This is a genomic window from Gammaproteobacteria bacterium (ex Lamellibrachia satsuma), from assembly GCA_019623805.1.
In the GTDB taxonomy this organism is placed as follows: domain Bacteria; phylum Pseudomonadota; class Gammaproteobacteria; order Chromatiales; family Chromatiaceae; genus QGON01.
Genome location: CP053680.1, coordinates 1,355,187 through 1,375,329, shown reverse-complemented (window position 1 = coordinate 1,375,329; position 20,143 = coordinate 1,355,187). Strand labels below are relative to the sequence as shown.

The window sequence follows — 20,143 nt, the reverse complement described above, 5'->3', positions numbered from 1 at the left end:
CGCATCATATTTGTTAAAAGCATTGACCGACGAAAATATCGAGTTCTCTGAACTTGCGCAGATCATCGAGCGCTTTCCCACCATTGCAGGACGTCTTATCGCGCTGGCCAACTCGGCTTGGTCTTCCCCAGTGAGCACCATTACTGCGCTGGAAATGGCCTGTTCCAGGCTGGGTTTTGGTGTGGTCAGAAGTACCAGTATCGCCTTGGCCGTCGCCTCTCCTTTCGATCCGAGCCGCTGCCCCGGATTCAACACGGAATCTTTTTGGACGCGCGCGCTCATGACCGCTGACGCGGCGTCCTGGTTAGCGCCGGTGGCTTCATCGGTGGATAATCTTGAATCTTCTGCAGCTCGTACCGCTGGTCTGTTGCACAGTCTGGGACTGCTTTGGTTGACGGATCAGCTGCCGGATGAGGTGGATCAGGCCTACACGATCATTGAAGAGAACGATTCCGTCTCACTGAGTCAGGCCCTTACCGGATTGATTGGTTTCGACGATGTTTATGCCGGCGGATATTTGGGGGGTACCTGGCATCTTCCTGAACAGCTTGTAACTGCGATGGCCCACTATCCTGAGTCCGCCTTCCAAGGTGGTTACTGGGAAACCGCCACTCTGATAGGCGTGGCGGTTTCTCTGGTAACCGCTGTGCAGCAGGAGACGCCCTGGTCTGCCACGGATAGCCGTCTGGAGAGGTTGGGAATAACAGTCCCGGCAGCTGAAAAGGTTGTCCAACAGATCGATCGACAGTTTGAGAGAACCCAGGAGCTGGCAAAAACGCTTTTCAACGGCTGACCGGGTGAAACGGACTCACTCATGTGAGAACAAAATTCTCGTGTTGACGGGCGATTGCTGGTTTGTTATTCGCGCAATTAAAAAATATTCATTTAACAACAATAGGTTATATCTGTTTTTCTGGCGTCTATAGTGGCCGGACAATTTTTGAAAAATCCCTCAAGTTCCCTTAGCCGCTGCCGTTACAGAAACCGGAAGCGGTAAATACAGTCGAATTCGACAGTATATCCGCTAAATATCAACCTAACGCCCAGGCTCGATGCAAGACATCGCCGGGTGGAAAGGAGAAGCAATCATGGCAATGGTCGTCAATACAAACATTATGTCGTTGAATGCACAGCGCAATCTGAACGGCACCCAAAACTCTCTCTCAACCTCCATGGAAAGACTTTCGTCCGGTCTGCGCATCAACAGCGCGAAAGACGACGCGGCGGGTCTCGCGATCAGCGACCGTATGTCTTCCCAGGTACGTGGTCTGAACCAGTCGGTACGTAACGCAAACGATGCGATCTCCCTGTCGCAGACCGCTGAAGGGGCAATGCAGGAGTCCACCAATATCCTGCAGCGTATGCGTGAGCTTTCGGTGCAATCAGCGAATGACTCCAACGGTGCGGCAGACCGTGCCAACCTGCAGAAAGAAATTGTGCAGATGCAGGCGGAGCTGGACCGTATCGCGTCCACCACCACCTTCAACGGCAAGAATCTGTTTGATGGTACCTTCTCCTCACAGAAGTTCCATGTTGGCGCCAACGCCAACGAGACCATCAGTGTCTCCATCGGTGCTGCATCTGCTGCCGATATGGGCACCAATCAGGTGGCTTCAACCGAAGGCTACAATGCTGCCGCAACCAACGCCCTGGCTGCAGATGCCGATGGTTTGACTATAGTCGGTACCACCGGTTCCGCCACTACCGCTGCCACCGCACTGGGCGCAAGTGCCAAGGCTATCTCTGATGCCATCAACGCCGTCCAATCCTCGACAGGTGTGAGCTCGGATGCCCGCACCGAAGCGACTTTGACCGCCGCCGCAGGTTCTGTCTCCTTTACCCTTGAAGGCAAGAATGAAGGTGCTGCTGTCACCATCGCAGCCAATGTGGTCAGTGCTGCAGATCTATCCGGTCTCGCCGATGCGATCAACGCCAAGGCTTCCACTACTGGTATCACCGCTGTCTCAAGTGGCGCTAGCATTACCATGGTGAATGAGCAGGGTTACGATGTTTCTATCACCAATGGTGCTGGTGCTCCGGCCCTGACGATGGACGGTAACGCTGTAGCTGCAGCAGCCTCCGGTACGGTTTATGGTGCGGTTACCATGTCGGCTCCCGGCGCCTTCTCCTTTGAAGATGCAGAAGGTGGTCTCGCCACGATATTAGGTGCTGCTACCGGCAGCAGTGCGCTGACAGCCGTGAGTACGGTTGATGTAGGCAGCCAGTCAGGCGCTGAGACGGCCATCGATATCATCGATGGCGCGCTGCAGTTCATCGCCGACACCCGCGCTGATCTGGGTGCGGTGCAGAATCGTCTGTCCTCTACCATCTCCAATCTGCAGAATGTTTCGGAAAATGTCTCCGCTGCACGTTCGCGGGTGATGGATGCGGACTTTGCCGCTGAAACAGCCAACATGACGCGTTCGTCGATCCTGCAGCAGGCGGGTGTGGCGATGCTGTCCCAGGCTAATTCTCAGCCGCAGATGGTCCTGTCGCTCCTGCAGTAACGGTAACAAGCCCCAGCTACCGTCCGGTTTCGATTTCGGACGGTAGTTGAACCAAAGTATTAACATGAGGTGAAGGCCATGGCTACGGACATGACAATCACAGTAGGGGCTCTACCGACTAAGGATTCTGGGAAAGATATACGTCGTGCTACGGAAAGTGGCACCCCCCAGCCTCTGAAGGTGGTCGGCTCCATCCCCGGCAATGAACCGGCAGCTGCTACTCTTCAACCGAAAGCGGTTGAGGAGAGGTCTGCTGCTGTTTCGTCGGAAGTGCTTAAAGGCGCTGTCAGCCAGATGCAGGATTTTGCCCAGGTGTTGCAGCGTGAGTTGCAGTTCGACCTGGACGAAGACAGTGGCAAAACAGTGGTTCGGGTAATGGATAGACAATCCGGTGATCTGATTCGCCAGATACCCTCGGAAGAGGTATTGGCGTTGGCCAAACACATGCAGGAAGCCATCGATGTCGCCAGTGCCAAAGTTGATGGTAAGGCGGGTCGTGAGCAATCGGTAGGACTACTGATGGAAACCAGTGCATGATGTCCCTATCCTGAAAATTCAGGCATGGAGATTGCATGTTTCTCATAGAGTGTCGAAAACCAGACAGTTAGGAGAGACCCTCCTATGGGTCTGGTTCTCGATGGAGTGTTTATTGAAGTTTGTGCTGACTTCTGGTCGATATGTCGGTTGAGCCAGCCAAGCTGACGGGGAGGCAAACGTGCCAACCATTTCCTCACCAGGTCTGGGTTCCGGACTCGACGTTAGCGCTATCGTTGACCAGTTAATGCTCCTGGAGCAGGCCCCTATCCAGAATCTTCAGGCCAAAGAGGCGGGATATCTAACCCAGATCAGCGCCTTTGGCCAGTTACGCAGCTCACTGGCATCGTTTCAGGACACAGTGGGTAAACTCAACGGATTTACAGATATCGACCTCTTCAGTGCGAAGAGTGGGAATGAGGCGGTCTTTACTGCCAAGGCCGATAATGATGCTGCAGCTGGCAGCTACGATATTCTTGTACAGAATCTGGCTGAGGCTCACAAGATGGGATCCGCGTCCTTTGCGGATAGTGACACCACGGTTGTCGGTAATGCCGGCGATACTATGACGCTGACAATCGGTACCGATTCGTTCACCGTAGACATCGGTGGTAAAACCCTCAGTGAGATAGAACAGGCGATCAATGAAGCTACCGACAATAGCGGTATTAGCGCCGGGATCATCCAGGAAAACAGCGGCAGTTTCTATCTTACCCTGACCAGTGAAAAAACCGGTCTGGAGAATGCCATGTCGCTCTCCTTTGCCGACAGCGGCAGCAATTCCATTGCCGATCCACTGACGATGGCCCAGACACAGGCAGCCGCTGACGCACAACTGCTTGTGGATAATTCTTACACCATCACCCGTAGCAGTAACAGTATCTCGGACGCTATACAGGGCGTTACACTGGAGTTGCTGTCTACCAGTGTTGATGAAGTGTCGTTGAATGTTGATCGGGACTTCGGCGTGGTGCAGAACACAGTGCAGAGCTTTGTTGATGCCTACAATAGTCTGCGCGATACCCTAACGGCCCTTGGTGGTGGTGAACTCTCAGGTGACGGCACTCTGCGTATGCTGGAGCAGCAGATATCCTCAATGATTGGCTCTAAAGTGGATGTTGATGGGGCCTATAGCTACGCCTCCAATATCGGCATCTCATTTCAGAAAGATGGCAGTATCCAGCTGGACGCCTCTGCCTTGACGGATGCATTGGAGAGTGATTTTGATTCAGTTACCAAACTCTTCTCCGACGATGATCAGGGAGTGGCATATCGGCTCGATGCTCTCGTAGAGGAAATGCTTGATCCTGAAGGTTTGATCAACGCGCGTGAAGATGGTCTTAATGCCAGGGTTGAAAATCTGCAGGATCAGCGGGAGTCCATGGAGTATCGTCTGGTCCAGACTGAGGCGCGATATTTGGCACAATTCTCCGGATTGGATACTTTGATGTCACGACTTTCGGCGACTAGCGATTTTCTGGCTCAGCAACTGGCAGGACTACAGGACTTGAGTTCGTCTCGAAACAATTAGTGATTTTATTTTTGGATTGATGGTGGAAACAGGTCAAGAATCCACGCATCCTACCGATAAATATACTGTTCAAAAGCAAAAAAACAGTTCGAGGATTTTATAATGAGCTTGAATCACAAGCGCGGGGCACAGCAGTACGGTAGCGTGGCGACAGGGTCCGAGGTGGACTATGCAACGCCTCACCGTTTGGTGCAGATGTTGATGGAAGGCGCGCTGGATAAGATAGCCATCGCCAAGGGTCATATGGATCGTAGTGAACCCGAACCCAAAGGCAGGCACATCACCTGGGCGATTTCCATCATCAACGGACTGCGAGGCAGTCTGGATCTCAAGGCGGGTGGTGAGATAGCCGCCAACCTCGATAACCTGTATGAATATATGGTGCGCCGTCTGACAGAATCCAATCTAACCAATGATCAGGCGATCCTTGATGAGGTCAGTGGGTTGCTGCTGGAGATCAAGTCCGCATGGGATGCGATCCCGGAAGATGTGAAAAGGGCGCCCAAGCTCTCCGATAAAGCCCATTCCGCAGCCTAGTGTTCTACTGATGGCAGGAAACCCTGAACAGAAACTCAAGGCAGCGCTGGTGCTGAGCCGAGGCCTGCTTGAGTCAGCCCGTGCCGGGGAGTGGGAAGAGGCACGGAATCTGGAAGCCGGACGAGTTGAGCTGCTCAGAGAGAGTCTTGGTATTCTCTCACCTCAGGGCGCGGAAAATCAGATATCGTTGATCAAAGAGATTCAGGAGATCGACCGGCAGATAACGCAGCTGGCCGATCAGGAACGTCCCCGTTTGGTGGAACAGTTGGCAAAGTTCAAAAAAGGCCGGATTGCCAGCAAGGCCTATCGGCAAGGTTGATAGCAATTCTATTGCGGATGATTTGACCGCCATCAGGATGTTCAAGCCGTAAGAATCAGCTCGATCACCACCTTGCTGCCGAAGTAGGCCAGCATCAATACCACGAACCCGCTCAGCGTCCAGATGATTGCCTTCTGACCGCGCCAGCCAAACCGAAAACGTCCCCAGATCAACGTGCCGAAGACGATCCAGGCCACAATGGATAGGATCGATTTATGCGCCAGATGTTGGGCGAACATATCCTCCAGGAAGACAAAACCCGAGATCAGGGCCAGAGTCAGCAGGACAAAGCCTACGCTGATCATCTCGAACAGCAGGCTCTCCATCGTCTGCAGAGGAGGCAGGGCTCGAACAAAACCGCCGGGGTGGCGATGGTGCAGGTGGTGATCCTGAATAGCCAGCAGAAGCGCCTGCACGCTGGCCAGGGTGAACAGACTGTAAGCAAGGATAGAGACCAAAACATGAAGCGTAAGACCCTGGGAAGCGGTTTCGCTCAATATCCGCACAGAGGTAAAGCGGGATTCCAGCAGGATCGACAACGCTGCCAGCGGCAGCAGCAAGATGCCGAGGTTTTCCACCGGTTTACTCAAGCTGGAGATTAGCAGCAGCAGGACAATAGTCCAGGCGATCAGTGAGGTGGCGCTGAAGACTCCGAGGTTGATGCCGGTGTCGGTTGCAATTCCCTGGTAGAGGAGTGCGCCGTGCAGTGCAGTGCCGATGAATCCCAGCAGCAGGCCGAGCGGCCGCGGCAAATGTCTGCCGGTTTCGCCGCGAAACAGCCGCAGCGCAAAACAGAGGCCGGCTCCCAGATAGGCGGCAATGGCTAACAGCTCAAACAAGATTCCAACCCTGCACTTTAATCTCTCTGGGTTTAATACCCCATCGGCATGCGGAGGGGTTGTTTATTGAAACAGCAGCGATAATCGCATACTTGCCACGGCTTTTAAATTGATTTTGGCTCATGGCGCAGGGCGAATCCAATGCATCGGCGCAACAAAGTGTTGGCTGATATATAATGATCAATTCGATCCAATCAATCTGGAGCCGGCAATCCGCCGAAAAGCATGTTTGATAACCTGACAGAACGCCTTGGTCGTGTACTTACCAACCTGCGGGGGCAGGGACGGCTCACTGAAGAGAACATCAAGGACACCATGCGAGAAGTGCGCATGGCGCTGCTTGAGGCCGATGTCGCTTTGCCGGTGGTACGGACCTTTGTTGATCAAGTGAAGGCGAAGGCGGGTGGCGAGGAGGTGATGAAGAGCCTCACCCCCGGCCAGACGCTGATCAAAATCGTCAACGACGAACTGGTCCAGGTGATGGGTCAGGCCAACGAAAGTCTCGATCTGTCAGCGCAACCGCCCGCAGTCATTCTTATGGCGGGCCTGCAGGGCTCGGGTAAGACCACCAGTGTCGCCAAGCTTTCGCGCTGGTTGCAGTTGAACGACAAGAAGAAGGTCATGGTGGTGAGTTGCGACGTCTACCGTCCGGCCGCTATCGAACAGTTGCAGACCCTCTCCCGGGAGGTTGAGGCGGAGTTTATTCCCAGTTCTCCGGAGCAGAAGCCGGTCGACATAGCAAAGGATGCAGTAACGCGGGCCAGGCAGGTTTTTGCCGATGTGCTGATCGTCGATACTGCAGGCCGATTGCATGTCGATGAAGAGATGATGGGTGAGATCAAGGCGCTCCACGCGACCCTGGACCCTGTCGAGACCCTGTTTGTGGTCGACAGCATGACCGGCCAGGATGCCGCCAATACAGCGAAGGCATTCAACGAGGCCCTGCCTCTGACTGGCGTGATTCTGACCAAGGCGGATGGTGACGCCAGAGGCGGCGCTGCACTCTCCATTCGCCAGATCACCGGCAAGCCGATCAAGTTTATCGGTGTGGGCGAGAAGACCGACGCCCTGGAGCCATTTCATCCTGACCGCATCGCCTCCCGCATCCTTGGTATGGGGGATGTGCTCAGTCTGGTGGAGGAGGTTACCCGCAAGGTCGACCAGGACAAGGCCGCGAAGTTGGCCACCAAGCTGAAGAAGGGCAAAGGTTTCGATCTTGAGGACTTCAAGGAGCAGATGCAGCAGATGAACCAGATGGGCGGCATGAGCGGCCTGCTGGACAAACTGCCGGGAGTGGGCCAGCTACCGGATCATGTGAAAAATCAGGTGAACGACAAAGATATCGGCCGCCTCATCGCCATCATCAACTCAATGACACCCCATGAGCGGCGTTTCCCGGCGATTCTCAAGGGATCCCGTAAACGGCGAATTGCTGCCGGTTCCGGCACCCAGGTGCAGGAAGTGAACAAATTGCTGAAGCAGTTCACCCAGATGCAGAAGATGATGAAAAAAATGAAGGGTGGCGGCATGAAGAAAATGCTGAGGGGTCTCGGCGGCAAGTTTCCCGGAATGCCAGGGGGTGGAATGCCGGGCGGCGGCGGAGGTGGAGGCGGGTTTCCTTTTTAGGTGACAGGCTCCAGGTGACAGGTATCAGGTTCGTTTTGACTTCCCACCCTTTCCCTCCCCGCAGGGGAGGAGAGCATTTAGCAGGGGTGGAGTGAAAAATCTGATAATTTCTACTTGACCCCAAAAATGCACCACAATAATCTGCTGTCACCTGTCACCTGTCACCTGTCACCTGTCACCTGTCACCTGTCACCTGTCACCTGTCACCTCATTCCTTTCCATGCAGGGAATGGGAGTGCGATAAACCACAAAGATGGAATTGGATATTATTGGTCGGACGTCGTTGATCCCGGGCTATAGTTATTCATACAACGGCAGTAGGTTATTCGCCGACTATTTGCGGGGGCGCCTCGGACGCTGGCAATCGCGGTGTCTCCGGAGGAGGAGAGATGGCTGATTCAACACCGAATCGGTGCCGGGAACTCGCACCATCTGTTGTCAATATTTCTGAATTTCACCCCGCTCCGCAGTTAATCCACCTTACCAGGAAGCAGTGGCGATCGGTTCGAAAGGAAATCCCAAAGGGCCGGAAACTGCCGAAGAAAGGAGTGTTTCTGGCAGTGCACCGGCTGGAAAAGGGTGGAGTGATGCTCGAACCCACGGTGGCAGGCAAACGGCGTCGCAAAGCAAATGCCGAGTTTAGCTATATGTGGACCGAGAACGGCATTGAGATCTGGGTTCGGTTTGACCGTCGTGGTTCCCCCTGCCGTTTGTTTATGACGGGTGGAGGGCGCTGGACACCAAAGTTTTTCTGTATCCGGGGCCGCTGTCCGGGCCGCTGCTCGGTTCGCATGGTACGCCGGCGTGGGCGAAGATATATCTATTGCCAGTGCAGGTGATTGGAAAAATAGGTTAAAGGTTAAAGGTGGCCGTGCCATCGGAGAGGCCGAATCTCGTCGTTACTGCGATGGGAAGCTGGTAGGTCAGATCAAGCATAGCGGATCTGGCCTACATCTATTTAAGCTGACAAAGAAGCCCTATAATTTGTCGGCAGCGGGCGGATTTCGGATGAAATTCCGGACTTTTCTCTCCTTTATCCTTTATCCTTTATCCTTTATCCCCAATCCAGACTTCACTTTCTGAATTATTCAGTTATAATTCCGCGTTTCCCGCCGGTGAGTTTGCCGGTGCTTAAAGAATTTTCAAGGGTACAAGCATGGTAACCATTCGTCTTTCCAGAACCGGCGCCAAGAAACGGCCTTTTTACCACATTGTGGTGACCGACAGCCGTAACGCCCGTGATGGTCATTACATCGAGCGTCTCGGCTTTTTCAATCCCGTTGCCACCGGCGGTGAAGAGCGTCTGCGTGTTGAGCGTGATCGCATCGATCACTGGGTCTCCAAAGGTGCCCAGACCAGCGACCGTGTCGCCACTCTGCTGAAGGAAGCCGCCAAGCAGGCAGCCTGATTCCGGCTGACTGTCCGCAAATCACCACGGACTGAGATTCCAAATGTCCGAAGAGATGGTGACTATGGGCAGGATCTCCGGGCTTTTCGGGGTTCGGGGCTGGTTCAAAGTCTACTCTCACACCATGCCACGGGAAGGGATACTCAAGTACTCCCCCTGGTATCTTAAAAGTAAGACAGGCTGGGAAGAGAGAAAAGTCCTGCAAGGACATCGGCAGGGCAAGGGTGTCGTAGCATCTATAGAGGGTTGCGACGACCGTGATCAGGCAGCGGAGTTGATGGAGTGCGATATCGCTGTCCGCCGCGATCAGTTGCCGAAGCTGGAAGAAAATGAGTTTTACTGGTCCGATCTGCAGGGTTTGCGGGTTGAGACCCTCGAAGGCGTCGGGCTGGGCAAGGTGTCTCACCTGTTCGAGACCGGTGCCAATGATGTAGTGGTGGTCAAGGGTGACCGTGAACGCCTGATTCCCTATACATGGGGTGAGGCGATCCGTAGTGTGGACCTGGAAGACGGCCTGATGGTCGTGGACTGGGATCCGGATTTCTAGGCTGGACTGAATGCGTTTCGACGTTATCAGTCTGATGCCGCCGATGTTCGATGCCCTGAAAGCGCAGGGGGTTGTAGGACGGGCCCTGGAACGGGGGCTGGCTGAGCTGAAGCTCTGGAACCCACGGGACTACACCACGGATGTACATCGTACGGTGGACGACCGGCCCTACGGCGGTGGCCCCGGCATGGTGATGAAATATGCACCGCTGCAGGCGGCTGTCGAAGATGCCCGGAAGGCGTCGCCTGGGGCAAAGGTGATCTACCTGAGTCCCCAGGGCAAAAAATTTGACCAGGATGCGGCACGCAGCCTGGCGGCCAGCGGCCAACGGCTGATCCTCATCGCCGGCCGTTACGAGGGTATCGACGAGCGTGTGATCGATCGCTACGTGGATGAGGAGTGGTCCATCGGAGACTATGTGCTGAGCGGCGGCGAGCTGGCGGCGATGGTTTTGTTGGACGCGGTGATTCGCCTGCTGCCCGGAGTACTGGGCGCTGCGGACTCTGCAGAACAGGATTCTTTTATGGATGGGTTGCTGGATTGTCCACACTATACCCGTCCTGAGCAGATAGAAGGCGTGGGTGTCCCCCCGGTTTTACAGGGTGGCAACCATGAGGCGATTCGCCACTGGCGACTCGAACAGGCGCTGAAGCGCACCCTGGAACGCCGCCCCGATCTGCTGAAAGGCCGTCGGATGACGGCGGAAGAACAGACAATTTTAGATGAAATAGGTCTCGCGTCGGGAGATGCCGAGCAAGAACAGGAGCAATAGACCATGAGTAATATCATCGCGGAACTCAACGCTGAGCAGATGGGTCGTGAGATACCGGATTTTGGCCCCGGAGATACCGTGGTCGTGCAGGTGAAGATCAAAGAGGGCGAGCGTGAGCGTCTGCAGGCCTTCGAAGGGGTAGTGATCGCCAAGCGTAATCGCGGTCTCGACTCCGCCTTTACCGTACGCAAGATCTCCCATGGCGAAGGTGTGGAACGAGTATTCCAGACCTACAGCCCGCTGGTTTCCGAGATCCAGGTCACCCGTCGTGGTGACGTGCGTCGCGCCAAGCTCTACTATCTGCGTGGCCTTACCGGCAGGGCTGCCCGCATCAAGGAAAAGATCTAGATCCAACCGCTGTCTTTTTCCGTGCGTTGAAAAAACCACCCTGCTTTCTGGCGGGGTGGTTTTTTTATGGCTGATTCAATTGCAATGGGTGTAATTCCCCGCTCGCTTTCTGTCGTATAAACTACCCCCCATGACATTCTCCTTCTACTGGCACGACTATGAAACCTGGGGTGCAAACCCCCGTTGGGACCGTGCTGCCCAGTTTGCTGGTTTGCGCACGGATGAGGATTTGAATCCGGTGGGGGAGCCGCTGGTCATCTACTGCAAACCCGCCGATGACATGCTGCCTCAGCCGGAGGCCTGCATGGTGACCGGCATTACCCCGCAGAAGGCATTGCTAGAGGGGTTGGTTGAGGCCGAATTCATGGGACGCATTCACCGGGAGATGGCCCGTCCCGGCACCTGTGGGGTGGGGTACAATACTATCCGTTTCGATGATGAAGTTACCCGTTACGGGTTCTATCGTAACTTTTTCGATCCCTATGCCCGTGAGTGGCAGAATGGTAATTCCCGCTGGGACATCATCGACATGGTCAGACTGACCCATGCACTGCGTCCTGAAGGGATCGAATGGCCTCTGCACCCGGACGGCAAGCCCAGTTTCCGACTGGAGCACTTGACCACCGCTAATGGTATCTCCCATCAATCGGCGCATGATGCGCTCTCGGATGTGCATGCCACCATTGCCATGGCCCGGCTGGTGAAAGAGAAACAGCCGCGGCTTTACGACTATATCTTCCGGCTACGCAAGAAACAGGCAGTGGGAGAGTTGCTGAACCTGCAGGCGCGCAAGCCTGTGCTGCATGTCTCATCGATGTATCCTGCCGAGCATGGTTGCATCGCGATGGTAATGCCCCTGGCAGCTCATCCCACCAACTCCAATGGTGTGGTTGTTTTCGATCTTCGTTATGACCCGACTCCACTGCTCAGCCTGAGTGAGGATGAGATCCACCAGCGCCTCTTTACCCCGACGGCAGATCTGCCTGAAGGGGTGGAGCGGATGCCCCTGAAGACGGTGCATCTCAACAAGTGCCCGGTGGTGGTGCCGATGAATACCCTCTCTGAAGAGGCTGCCGAACGCTGGCAGATAGATGTCAGGCAGGGTGAGCGGCATAGGCAAACCTTGCTGGCGGCGGATGGTTTGAAGGAAAAGCTCGGCCGCATCCATCAAAAAACCGCCTTTGAAAAGGTCTCTGATCCCGATCAGAATCTCTATGGCGGTGGTTTTTTCAGTGCGGATGATCGTCGTCGTGTGGAACAGATCAGAGCAGCTGCTCCTGGAGATCTCGGCAGTTTTCCCCAGGTCTTCGATGATCAGCGGCTACCGGAGATGCTGTTTCGTTACCGTGCCCGCAACTGGCCGGAGACACTCTCAGATGAGGAGCGGGAGTCTTGGGAAGAGTACCGCCAGACCCGATTGTTTGAGCCGGGCGAGGGTCCCGGGCTACCGATGGACGATTTCCTGGCGCGCCTGGATGAGATGGAGATGGACGAATCCCTCTCGCCGGAGAAGCGCGGAATCATCCCTGAACTGCTGGCCTGGGCAGAGAAACTGGCGGGTTGAGCCCCTGATTGTAGTCCGATATATAGCGTAGGCTTGATCAAGCGCAGCGGATCAGACGATTTCTGGCCGTTCAAACGGCATGTGGCGGCTGCCGGTTCCGCTACGCATGAACCGGTCTACACTTCGGAACGGTGGTTCCTCAGTCGTCTCCAACCCACCCCTGCAGAGCCGAGATCACCGCCTTCGCCTGATCCTTGCTGGAGATGTTGAACTTGGATTTCGCCTGATACTCGCCATTGCGCTTCTGAAAACGGCGGATGGTGTATTTTTCCTGGCCATACTCCTCTTTGCCCCGGTTCCACTCCTGGAAACGGAAGATGATGGTGGTCCAGGCACCTTTGGTGAGTATCACCTTATCCAGTTCCTTGACAATGTCGATGCCGTCTTCAGTGTAGTTGACGGTAAGTTCTTCGGGAGTCGATGCCATAGCTGTTTCACTTCGAATCGGTTATGTGTGGTTGGCGGAATATACATGGCTTGCCGGGATATTTCATGTGGTGTGAGCTATCACCCTAATGCCTTTATCTATGGAGGGGTGACAACACCAAATTTTTTCAGCATATCGGCGATGTCCTTTGCTCCACTCTGTTGGGCAATTCCGAGCGGCGTCTGGCCGGTAGCATTGACCGCGTTCAGATCTATGCCCCCTGTGATGAGATGTTTGGCGGCAATGCGCTGATCTTTCGAAGCTGCAATATGCAACGCGTTGTTGCCTTTGTCATCCGCCGTATTGATGTCTGCGCCCTGTTTGATAAGAAAATCGAGCACATCGCGATCCAGGCTGCCGACAGCGGCTGTCTTCAACAATAAATTGTTGGCATCAAGACTGCCTCCCTGTTTTGCCAGGTAGGCGGCCGCCAGGGTGCGTCTTGCCAGTATTGCTGTCCCCAGGGGCGTCTGTCCCGCGGCATCCAGCTGATCAATGGCAGCGCCGTTCTTCAGTAGTATCTTGATTACCACCAATCGGCCTTTCTCTGCCGCAACGTGAAGTGCGGAGCGGCCATCCGGGCCTGGAGCATTCACATCAGCATCCCAGTAGAGATTTCGCTCTATCTGGTCGATATCACCAACGTGCACCGCACGGTAGAGATTGACGGTCGGAGGTTCCGGTGTGCTGCAGGCGCTGAGTAAAAGCGCGAAAGCTGAGATGGCGACAAGGAGGAATCGTTGCATATGACGATGTTAAATCGATAGCTGATGACCCTGCAACCTGTTAATGGCGTAAATAGCCAGATGAATGGTGGGCGTGATACTGTTTCGTCCCATGATTACAAAAATTCTCTTTACCCTTGGTGTGATCGGTATCGCCTGGCTGGTGATACGGCAGCGCTCACGACGCGCTGAGGTAACGGCAACCGAACAGCCCAAACGGGTCGCTGCACAGCAGCACAAGCTAGCGAATCGCACTCCCCGGCTGGCAGCTTATGGCCTGATTGTATTCATGATATTGGCGAGTGGTGTCTTTCTCTACCTGCAGTGGCGGGATGAGTTTCGGATAGTCACGGTACGTGTCATCAATTCACAGACCGGGGATACGGTCAGTTACGAGGCGCGGAAGGGCGATGTGGAAGCCCGGGAATTTGTAACGCGGGATGGCCGCACTGTCAACGTTGCTGCGGTTGAGCGGATCGAGACGGGCGCTGAATCCAGGGCCGAATAGTGTAGAACCGCCAGGTTCTGCCGATAAGCGTTAATATGTCGTTGTTATCCGATACCCATTTCACCCTACCGGCATAAGATGGACAACACACACCGGCTGATCCAAACCAGTTACAAGTTGAAAGACTCGGTTCGCTACCGGCGCGCCAAGAATTTTTTCTATGATCTGCTGGAGAATCCCAAGGCGAGGATCCGTCCCTATTTCGACGTCTTCATGATCCTGCTGGTGGTGAGCAGCGTCTGGGTACTGATCTACGATGTGCGTCATGATATGGGAACATTCGATGATCTCTTCGAGTGGGTTGCGGTCACTATTTTCATCATTGAATATCTGCTTCGCTTCTGGATTTATAATGACAGCCATAAGGTGATTCTCAGCCACTATGAGCGGGCTGAGTTTATCAATCAGCCCTTCCGGGCGTGGCCGGCAATGCGTGAAGTGGTGGCCAAAAAGTGGGAATACATGACGCAACCCCTTGCGATCATCGACCTGCTGGCCATCATCCCGACCTATCGTCCCCTGCGTTTTTTGCGCATCTTTTTACTCTTCCGACTATTTAAGCTGTTCCGCTATACCCGCAGTATCAGCGAATTCGTCAAGGTACTGAATGAGAAGCGGATCGAGCTTTTCACGCTGTTCATCTTCATGGCCTTCATCACCTTTACGGCCGCTACCGCACTCTTCTTTTTCGAGACGGATGTGGTAGACGGAAAAGGTGTCGGCAGCTTTTTTGAGAGTATCTACTGGGCATTGGTGACCATGTCCACTGTGGGTTACGGCGATATCACGCCTCATACTACCGAAGGCCGGGTGGTGACGATTATCCTCATCATTGCCGGACTGGGGGTGATTTCGTTTTTTACCTCCATCATTGTCTCCGCCTTTGGCGAGAAGATGCACGAGATCCGTGCGCAACGGGTTTTTTCCGAGGTGGAGCGCAAGCATATCGATCTCATCGTCTGTGGTTACGGCCGTGTGGGGCAGGTGGTGGCTGATCAGCTTGCGCTCGACCAGCGGCAGTTTGTGCTGGTTGACCCACTGGAGAGCAATGTCCGCCTGGCCAAGCAGAAGGGGTATCTGGCGGTTCAGGGCGATGCAGCGGACAACGCCCTGCTGGAGAGTCTGGGTATTGCAACCCAGGCGAAGAGACTGCTCTGTCTCACAGGTGATGATGTGGTGAATGTCTATATCACCCTTTCAGCCCGTCAGATGAATCCGGAGATTGAAATTATCTCCCGCGCTAACCACCGGGAGAATGTGACCAAACTGCGTTTGGCTGGGGCCGATCATACGGTTGCCCCCTATGAGATCGTAGGATTGATTGCGGCGGAGTATGTCGGTCAGCCGGTCGCTTTTGAGGCGATTTACGGCATGCTGACCGGACAGAACGATGTCGGGATAGAAGCGGTGCGGGTGCGTAGCGGTTCCGTATTGGATGGGCGGTGCATGGCTGATGTCGGCTTTCGTCAACGTAAGTTGATCCCCTTTGGCGTTGTAAGGGAGGGGGGTTGTCCGGTCGATAGTTCATCCGGCACCTATGAGATCGAGGGCCGCTGTTTCCATTTCAACCCAACCCCTGATTTTGAGTTGCAGGCTGGGGATCTGGTGGTGATATTTGGCCACGAATACAGCGTGGTTCATTTTCGTGACTGTCTGGAACGGGGGACACTTTGATGGGACGCAGTGACACCCTGATCTTTGGTTGTGGTCCCATGGGACAGGAGGTTGCCGAGCAGTTGATCGGCAGGAAACTGCCGGTCTATATGTACAGCAGCGACCTGGACCGGGTGGCAGAGGTGCTGGCCAAGGGCTTCGATGCGGCGGTGCTCGATTACACCGACGATGACAAGCTCTGCCAAGCCGGTATCGGAGAGTGGGTCAAGGTCATCTTCTGTCTGTTTCCCGAAGAGGCGAAAAACGTCTTTCTCACCCTGTCGGCTCGCGCCCTCGATCCCGATCTGAAGATCATCTGTGTCTCAGAGTCTTCCCAGTCCGGGCAGAAGTTGTTTGCGGCAGGCGCCAGCAAGGTCATAGATCCCTACGAGATCAGCGGGCGCAAGGTGCATGAACTGATCGCCCGGCCGATGATCGTCGATATGCTCGAACACACAGTCTTCGGTAAACACCTCGACATTGCCGAGATCGAGATACCGTTGGACTCCTGTCTCTCAGGCAATCCTCTCAGCGCCCTGGATTTGGGCAGGCGCTACAATGTGGTTCTGATGGGCGTGGTGGATGTCGAGATGAGTGACAGTCTTATCTTCAGCACCAGTGGCGTCGACCATAAACTCGATGCCGGGGATATGCTTGTGGTAATTGGTCCAGCAGTCGAGATCACCCGTTTGAAGGGTGATCTCGAAGAGGATAGAACAGATCAGTTATTGGGGGGCTAACAGGAGGTTTGACAGGGTTGCTGATGCATTTCCTGTCTGTGCCTGCATCATCGTTTGCGGTGTCGTGCCCAAACGTTCCAATACCTGATCCAACAGTGAACGTGCCTGTTCAGGTGTTTCAAGCGCGCCTTCCGGCCGGCTCTGTTCCAGTTCAAAAAGCTGACGTGCCCCATCAACCTGCACATCGGTCGTCATTGGCTCCGCACCCTGGGCTTTTGCAGGTGTCTCTCCAGCTTCCTCCTGGCCTTTGGCTGCAGTACGGTTTGAGTGTGGTGAAGACCCGGTTGAGAGGGTGATCGGTTTGTCGCCATTGACGGGGTTGACCATGTTTCATCTCCTGTTGCGTCGAAAGTTTGACGTATTCAGTCTATATTCAGGTTTTATCACCTAAGCTGCGAAAAACGTGCCAATTTATGCATGATGGAAAGTATGGTCGGCTCAAAATGTCTGGTGAAAGGTGTGCTATGTACAGGGTTGTCTTGAGAACTAAACTTTTTTTTGCTCTCTATTTATTATTTTTTGGGTTGGCCGGTGGGGGGGAGATACAAGCTGCCGGGGGGTCGTTACCTGAACAGCTGACCTACAAGATCTCCTATCAGGGGATATTTTCCGGTTTTATCCATCTGGATATTGCCAGAGCTGATTTGCGTGTAGCCGGAGATACTGTGAAGGTTGCAGGACGCGTTGCGAAGGTGGCTACCCTCAAGGTGACCACGGAACCCTACCGTAAGGCGGAGGTGCTGTTTCCCGTGCGCTACCAATACCGCAGTTGGTATGAACTGGATGGGGAGAATGCACTCCTGGTGACTGAGTCCCTTCAGGCGGATGAGAACAGCGATGAGATGATCTGGTTCGATCGCGACGAGGGTGTTGGGCATAGATATGAAGTGAAGGCGGCTGCCACGGGTGGCGGGAAGGGACCGCCGTTGGAATTACTGAAAAAAATTGCAGACTTACAGTTCTGGCCGGCAGTGCTGGAGGAGTCTCATCAACAGGGTATCGGCAGCGGCGAGATGTTCGATCATTTCTCGATGATGCAGCGGCTGCGGGATTTGGACCTTCAGCCGGGGCAGGTGCTGGATCTGCCGGTGTTCACCGGCAAGCAGCTGAAAAACTACCGGGTGGTGGTGACATCGGAATCGATTGAGGGAAAAGCGGAGGAGAGTGCGCTGCTCAAGCTACAGATATTTTCTTATGATGCTGCTGAAAATGATGCCGGTCAGATAACCTATATCTGGTTGAGTGCGGACGAACAACGGGTGCCATTGCGATTTTATGCGGAACGGGCCTTCGGTTACCTTGAGGCCGTGTTGGAGTCGGGTGAGTCCGGTGGAGAGTCGCTCGGTGGATTCACTCCTGCCACCAATGCTTTCGAACAACTGGACGCGTTTTACTTTTGATCTGGATTGGTGCTTTGATATCTATCAGATCTGATTCCACCCTCTACAGGATCTACGGATTGTCGTTTTTTGCAGATTCGTCGATCTTGAGATGGCTGATATCCGGTAACGGTGCAGCAGGGGTCGGGATTTGGCAATCCTCCAGACTACCTTGCCGTGGCTGACTGACGGAGAGTTCCCCAGTATCGATGTTAGCGGGTGGCGGAGGTTCAGTTTCATCAATATGCGTTCCCGGTGCATCCAGGTGGATGGCACTGATATCAGGAATGGCTTGGGGTTTTACTTTCACAGCACAGTCGATCAGGCTGCCGGTCTCGGCAGGCGAGAGGCCGTAATCCGGTGCGGTGGGAGGTGCTGTCGTTTGGGGTTCTGCCGCTGGTGCTGCCTGCTTGGGCTGTTCGATCGGCCGGATCTCTACCAGCGCACCTGCATCCCTGAAGGCGACGCGGTATTTCACCGCTTGATCCATGTCGATGCCTTTTTTGATGGCCACAGGCTGGCCGGAGAAGAGCCGCTCCAGTTTTTCACCTTCCAGTTTGAATATGGCACCGACCTTGTTGCGAACTTCAGCGGGGTCTTTGCCCTCGATGATCCTGCCGGCGAAATAGACGTCGTAGGTATCGAAGCTCATGGCTGATCCTCCCAGGCCCTAATAATCCTGCCAGTGTACTCCACCCGTTTTCATCTTCAAGCCCGGGCTTGAGAATTGTCATCTGTGTGGAAAAGGGATTGGCGTAGGATTTGCCACTCAAGAAAAACGTAAATTTGTGGACTAGGAGGACTCATGATCCGCAACAAAAACAGGTATATTTCATTCTTCTCGCTTGCCGGACTTCTGTGCAGTACATTTTTTCAGACATCATTCGACGCCGCCACATTGGACGGCAACGAGGTGCCGATGCACCTGGTCAAATCCGAAACCTGCAAAGATTGTCATAAAAAGATCTACAAACAGTGGAAAGGTTCCATGCATGCGCAGAGTACGGCGCTGAAGGACCCGATCCATGGCGCGTTCTACCAGCAGGTGGTGGGTGATCCGACGAAGGAGGGTGTCAAGCACAAGGCCTCGGGTAAATATCCGGTCTGCCTGCAGTGCCACTCTCCCAATGCGGCAATGGACAAGACCACCAAACTCGATGCGGCGCCAGCCTACAGCGAAGGAGTCAACTGCGTTGCCTGCCACACCCTGAAAAACTACAAGGGCATCAACGGTGATGGAGGCAAGATGAAACTGGGCGCCAAGGCCTGGGATCATTCCGACGCGCTTCAGGGACCCAACGGTTTCCTGCATGAGCAGGGAGCGAAGGCAGACAAGGTGCGTGCTGTCGCAGATGATGAGGGTGAGCTGAATCCCCATCTGGGTCGCGATAACAACGGCAAACCCTATATGTCAGAAGAGGATATGAAGGAGATCAACCTGCCGCTGGAAGGCAACGCCGCGATGAAGACCTCTCAGGCCTGCCTCGGTTGCCACGACAAGCGCAACAACCCCAAGGGCGTTTCACTCTGTCAGACCGGTGATGAGTATCTGGAGGGCAAGAGTCGTGAGACCTGCCAGTCCTGCCATATGCCGATGAGTGATGGTATTGCCGATCACTCAATGGGCGGTGGACATAGCACTGCGATGCTGCGTCGGGCGGTTCGCTTCGAAGTCCAGACAGAGAAGCAGGGCGACCAGTTGGCGGTAAATGTGGAGTTGGAGAACCTGCAGCCACACAACGTGCCAACTGGCGCGCCGTTCCGCAATATTTATGTGAAGGTGACCGCGCTCTCCAAAGATGGTGAAGTACTCTGGAAGAACTTCCAGAAACACCCTGCCAAAGAGGATCCCAAGGCCTTTTTTGTCTACACCATGACCGATGAGGCCGGGCATCCTGCCCCGCCACCCAAGGCATCGGCTGTAGGCAAGAACACGCGTTTGAAACCCTATGAAACACGGGTACTGGGCTATCAGGTATCGGCAAAAGGTGTCGATTCCGTGCGCGCTGAGCTTTACTATAATCTGCTTTGGCCAGGGCTGGTGAAGAAGTTCAAGATGCTGCCGGAGGATCTTAAGGCACCCAAGCTGATTGCCTGGTCGGAGAACAGACTCTGACACTGAGTCGATAATACGCCACCGGAACCAGCGATGGTTCCGGTGGACTTTGTCTAAAATACT

Annotated in this window: 23 protein-coding genes; 18 read left to right on the top strand and 5 right to left on the bottom strand. The window is 54.5% G+C overall.

Going from position 1 to position 20,143, the window contains the following annotated elements:
* Nucleotides 1-22: 22 nt before the first annotated feature.
* The 6 genes from HPY30_05765 (at nt 23) to HPY30_05740 (ending at nt 5,428) form a co-directional block, all read left to right on the top strand.
* Complete coding sequence (locus HPY30_05765) at nt 23-793, top strand: HDOD domain-containing protein (GenBank protein ID QYZ65532.1); 771 nt, start codon at nt 23-25, stop codon at nt 791-793.
* Between the two features lie 295 nt (nt 794-1,088).
* Nucleotides 1,089-2,507: a flagellin gene (locus HPY30_05760; protein QYZ65531.1), complete on the top strand. Its 1,419-nt coding sequence runs from the start codon at nt 1,089-1,091 to the stop codon at nt 2,505-2,507.
* Nucleotides 2,508-2,585: 78 nt separating this feature from the next.
* Nucleotides 2,586-3,044, top strand: coding sequence for a flagellar protein FlaG (locus HPY30_05755; GenBank protein ID QYZ65530.1), 459 nt, complete (start codon nt 2,586-2,588; stop codon nt 3,042-3,044).
* Between the two features lie 178 nt (nt 3,045-3,222).
* Nucleotides 3,223-4,572, top strand: coding sequence for a flagellar filament capping protein FliD (gene fliD / locus HPY30_05750; GenBank protein QYZ65529.1), 1,350 nt, complete (start codon nt 3,223-3,225; stop codon nt 4,570-4,572).
* A 102-nt stretch (nt 4,573-4,674) separates the two neighbouring features.
* The gene (gene fliS, locus HPY30_05745; protein ID QYZ65528.1) at nt 4,675-5,109 is read left to right on the top strand and encodes a flagellar export chaperone FliS; all 435 of its coding nucleotides are present in this window, start codon (nt 4,675-4,677) and stop codon (nt 5,107-5,109) included.
* A gap of 10 nt (nt 5,110-5,119) precedes the next feature.
* Entirely contained in the window at nt 5,120-5,428 is a 309-nt protein-coding gene (locus HPY30_05740; GenBank protein QYZ65527.1) for a flagellar protein FliT, read from the top strand.
* Between the two features lie 41 nt (nt 5,429-5,469).
* On the opposite strand, the gene ccsA is transcribed toward HPY30_05740, so the two are convergent.
* Nucleotides 5,470-6,270: a cytochrome c biogenesis protein CcsA gene (gene ccsA / locus HPY30_05735; protein QYZ67928.1), complete on the bottom strand. Its 801-nt coding sequence runs from the start codon at nt 6,268-6,270 to the stop codon at nt 5,470-5,472.
* Nucleotides 6,271-6,492: 222 nt separating this feature from the next.
* Here ccsA and ffh point away from each other — a divergent pair, with 222 nt between their 5' ends.
* The 7 genes from ffh (at nt 6,493) to sbcB (ending at nt 12,532) form a co-directional block, all read left to right on the top strand.
* Complete coding sequence (gene ffh / locus HPY30_05730) at nt 6,493-7,893, top strand: signal recognition particle protein (GenBank protein QYZ65526.1); 1,401 nt, start codon at nt 6,493-6,495, stop codon at nt 7,891-7,893.
* Nucleotides 7,894-8,697: 804 nt separating this feature from the next.
* Nucleotides 8,698-8,976 (top strand): hypothetical protein, encoded by a 279-nt coding sequence (locus HPY30_05725; GenBank protein ID QYZ65525.1) that lies wholly within the window; start codon nt 8,698-8,700, stop codon nt 8,974-8,976.
* 73 nt (nt 8,977-9,049) lie between these two features.
* The gene (gene rpsP / locus HPY30_05720) at nt 9,050-9,301 is read left to right on the top strand and encodes a 30S ribosomal protein S16 (GenBank protein QYZ65524.1); all 252 of its coding nucleotides are present in this window, start codon (nt 9,050-9,052) and stop codon (nt 9,299-9,301) included.
* Between the two features lie 43 nt (nt 9,302-9,344).
* The gene (gene rimM / locus HPY30_05715; protein ID QYZ65523.1) at nt 9,345-9,848 is read left to right on the top strand and encodes a ribosome maturation factor RimM; all 504 of its coding nucleotides are present in this window, start codon (nt 9,345-9,347) and stop codon (nt 9,846-9,848) included.
* A gap of 10 nt (nt 9,849-9,858) precedes the next feature.
* On the top strand, nt 9,859-10,620 hold the full coding sequence (gene trmD, locus HPY30_05710; protein ID QYZ65522.1) for a tRNA (guanosine(37)-N1)-methyltransferase TrmD: 762 nt from the start codon (nt 9,859-9,861) through the stop codon (nt 10,618-10,620).
* A gap of 3 nt (nt 10,621-10,623) precedes the next feature.
* On the top strand, nt 10,624-10,968 hold the full coding sequence (gene rplS / locus HPY30_05705; protein QYZ65521.1) for a 50S ribosomal protein L19: 345 nt from the start codon (nt 10,624-10,626) through the stop codon (nt 10,966-10,968).
* A gap of 130 nt (nt 10,969-11,098) precedes the next feature.
* Nucleotides 11,099-12,532 (top strand): exodeoxyribonuclease I, encoded by a 1,434-nt coding sequence (gene sbcB, locus HPY30_05700; protein QYZ65520.1) that lies wholly within the window; start codon nt 11,099-11,101, stop codon nt 12,530-12,532.
* Between the two features lie 139 nt (nt 12,533-12,671).
* Here sbcB and HPY30_05695 read toward each other — a convergent pair whose 3' ends face one another.
* Entirely contained in the window at nt 12,672-12,959 is a 288-nt protein-coding gene (locus HPY30_05695; protein QYZ65519.1) for a hypothetical protein, read from the bottom strand.
* A gap of 98 nt (nt 12,960-13,057) precedes the next feature.
* Nucleotides 13,058-13,705, bottom strand: coding sequence for an ankyrin repeat domain-containing protein (locus tag HPY30_05690; GenBank protein ID QYZ65518.1), 648 nt, complete (start codon nt 13,703-13,705; stop codon nt 13,058-13,060).
* 91 nt (nt 13,706-13,796) lie between these two features.
* On the opposite strand from HPY30_05690, the gene HPY30_05685 reads away from it, so the two are divergent.
* The 3 genes from HPY30_05685 (at nt 13,797) to HPY30_05675 (ending at nt 16,585) form a co-directional block, all read left to right on the top strand.
* Nucleotides 13,797-14,192, top strand: a complete 396-nt coding sequence (locus HPY30_05685; GenBank protein ID QYZ65517.1) for an antitermination protein NusG — start codon at nt 13,797-13,799, stop codon at nt 14,190-14,192.
* 78 nt (nt 14,193-14,270) lie between these two features.
* Nucleotides 14,271-15,866, top strand: coding sequence for a potassium channel protein (locus tag HPY30_05680; GenBank protein QYZ65516.1), 1,596 nt, complete (start codon nt 14,271-14,273; stop codon nt 15,864-15,866).
* Nucleotides 15,866-16,585, top strand: coding sequence for a TrkA family potassium uptake protein (locus HPY30_05675; GenBank protein QYZ65515.1), 720 nt, complete (start codon nt 15,866-15,868; stop codon nt 16,583-16,585). Before HPY30_05680 ends, HPY30_05675 begins: the two co-directional genes overlap by 1 nt.
* Here the strand turns inward: HPY30_05675 and HPY30_05670 are convergent.
* Nucleotides 16,571-16,912 (bottom strand): hypothetical protein, encoded by a 342-nt coding sequence (locus HPY30_05670; protein QYZ65514.1) that lies wholly within the window; start codon nt 16,910-16,912, stop codon nt 16,571-16,573. The genes HPY30_05675 and HPY30_05670 overlap by 15 nt on opposite strands.
* A 152-nt stretch (nt 16,913-17,064) precedes the next feature.
* Between HPY30_05670 and HPY30_05665 the strand changes: the two genes are divergently transcribed.
* A complete protein-coding gene (locus HPY30_05665) occupies nt 17,065-17,985 on the top strand; it encodes a DUF3108 domain-containing protein (GenBank protein ID QYZ65513.1) in 921 nt (306 codons plus the stop codon).
* Nucleotides 17,986-18,037: 52 nt separating this feature from the next.
* Here HPY30_05665 and HPY30_05660 read toward each other — a convergent pair whose 3' ends face one another.
* Nucleotides 18,038-18,616: a hypothetical protein gene (locus HPY30_05660; protein ID QYZ65512.1), complete on the bottom strand. Its 579-nt coding sequence runs from the start codon at nt 18,614-18,616 to the stop codon at nt 18,038-18,040.
* Between the two features lie 153 nt (nt 18,617-18,769).
* Here HPY30_05660 and HPY30_05655 point away from each other — a divergent pair, with 153 nt between their 5' ends.
* Nucleotides 18,770-20,080: a hypothetical protein gene (locus HPY30_05655; protein ID QYZ65511.1), complete on the top strand. Its 1,311-nt coding sequence runs from the start codon at nt 18,770-18,772 to the stop codon at nt 20,078-20,080.
* Nucleotides 20,081-20,143 lie beyond the last annotated feature (63 nt).

Excerpts from the sequence above, each read along its gene's own strand:
- HPY30_05760 (QYZ65531.1), top strand. The coding sequence starts at position 1,089 with ATGGCAATGGTCGTCAATACAAACATTATGTCGTTGAATGCACAGCGC.
- HPY30_05660 (QYZ65512.1), bottom strand. The coding sequence starts at position 18,616 with ATGAGCTTCGATACCTACGACGTCTATTTCGCCGGCAGGATCATCGAG.
- HPY30_05680 (QYZ65516.1), top strand. The coding sequence starts at position 14,271 with ATGGACAACACACACCGGCTGATCCAAACCAGTTACAAGTTGAAAGAC.
- HPY30_05655 (QYZ65511.1), top strand. The coding sequence starts at position 18,770 with ATGATCCGCAACAAAAACAGGTATATTTCATTCTTCTCGCTTGCCGGA.
- HPY30_05670 (QYZ65514.1), bottom strand. The coding sequence starts at position 16,912 with ATGGTCAACCCCGTCAATGGCGACAAACCGATCACCCTCTCAACCGGG.
- HPY30_05695 (QYZ65519.1), bottom strand. The coding sequence starts at position 12,959 with ATGGCATCGACTCCCGAAGAACTTACCGTCAACTACACTGAAGACGGC.
- HPY30_05755 (QYZ65530.1), top strand. The coding sequence starts at position 2,586 with ATGGCTACGGACATGACAATCACAGTAGGGGCTCTACCGACTAAGGAT.
- trmD (QYZ65522.1), top strand. The coding sequence starts at position 9,859 with ATGCGTTTCGACGTTATCAGTCTGATGCCGCCGATGTTCGATGCCCTG.
- fliS (QYZ65528.1), top strand. The coding sequence starts at position 4,675 with ATGAGCTTGAATCACAAGCGCGGGGCACAGCAGTACGGTAGCGTGGCG.
- HPY30_05690 (QYZ65518.1), bottom strand. The coding sequence starts at position 13,705 with ATGCAACGATTCCTCCTTGTCGCCATCTCAGCTTTCGCGCTTTTACTC.
- rpsP (QYZ65524.1), top strand. The coding sequence starts at position 9,050 with ATGGTAACCATTCGTCTTTCCAGAACCGGCGCCAAGAAACGGCCTTTT.
- rplS (QYZ65521.1), top strand. The coding sequence starts at position 10,624 with ATGAGTAATATCATCGCGGAACTCAACGCTGAGCAGATGGGTCGTGAG.
- sbcB (QYZ65520.1), top strand. The coding sequence starts at position 11,099 with ATGACATTCTCCTTCTACTGGCACGACTATGAAACCTGGGGTGCAAAC.
- rimM (QYZ65523.1), top strand. The coding sequence starts at position 9,345 with ATGTCCGAAGAGATGGTGACTATGGGCAGGATCTCCGGGCTTTTCGGG.
- HPY30_05675 (QYZ65515.1), top strand. The coding sequence starts at position 15,866 with ATGGGACGCAGTGACACCCTGATCTTTGGTTGTGGTCCCATGGGACAG.
- HPY30_05685 (QYZ65517.1), top strand. The coding sequence starts at position 13,797 with ATGATTACAAAAATTCTCTTTACCCTTGGTGTGATCGGTATCGCCTGG.
- ffh (QYZ65526.1), top strand. The coding sequence starts at position 6,493 with ATGTTTGATAACCTGACAGAACGCCTTGGTCGTGTACTTACCAACCTG.
- HPY30_05740 (QYZ65527.1), top strand. The coding sequence starts at position 5,120 with ATGGCAGGAAACCCTGAACAGAAACTCAAGGCAGCGCTGGTGCTGAGC.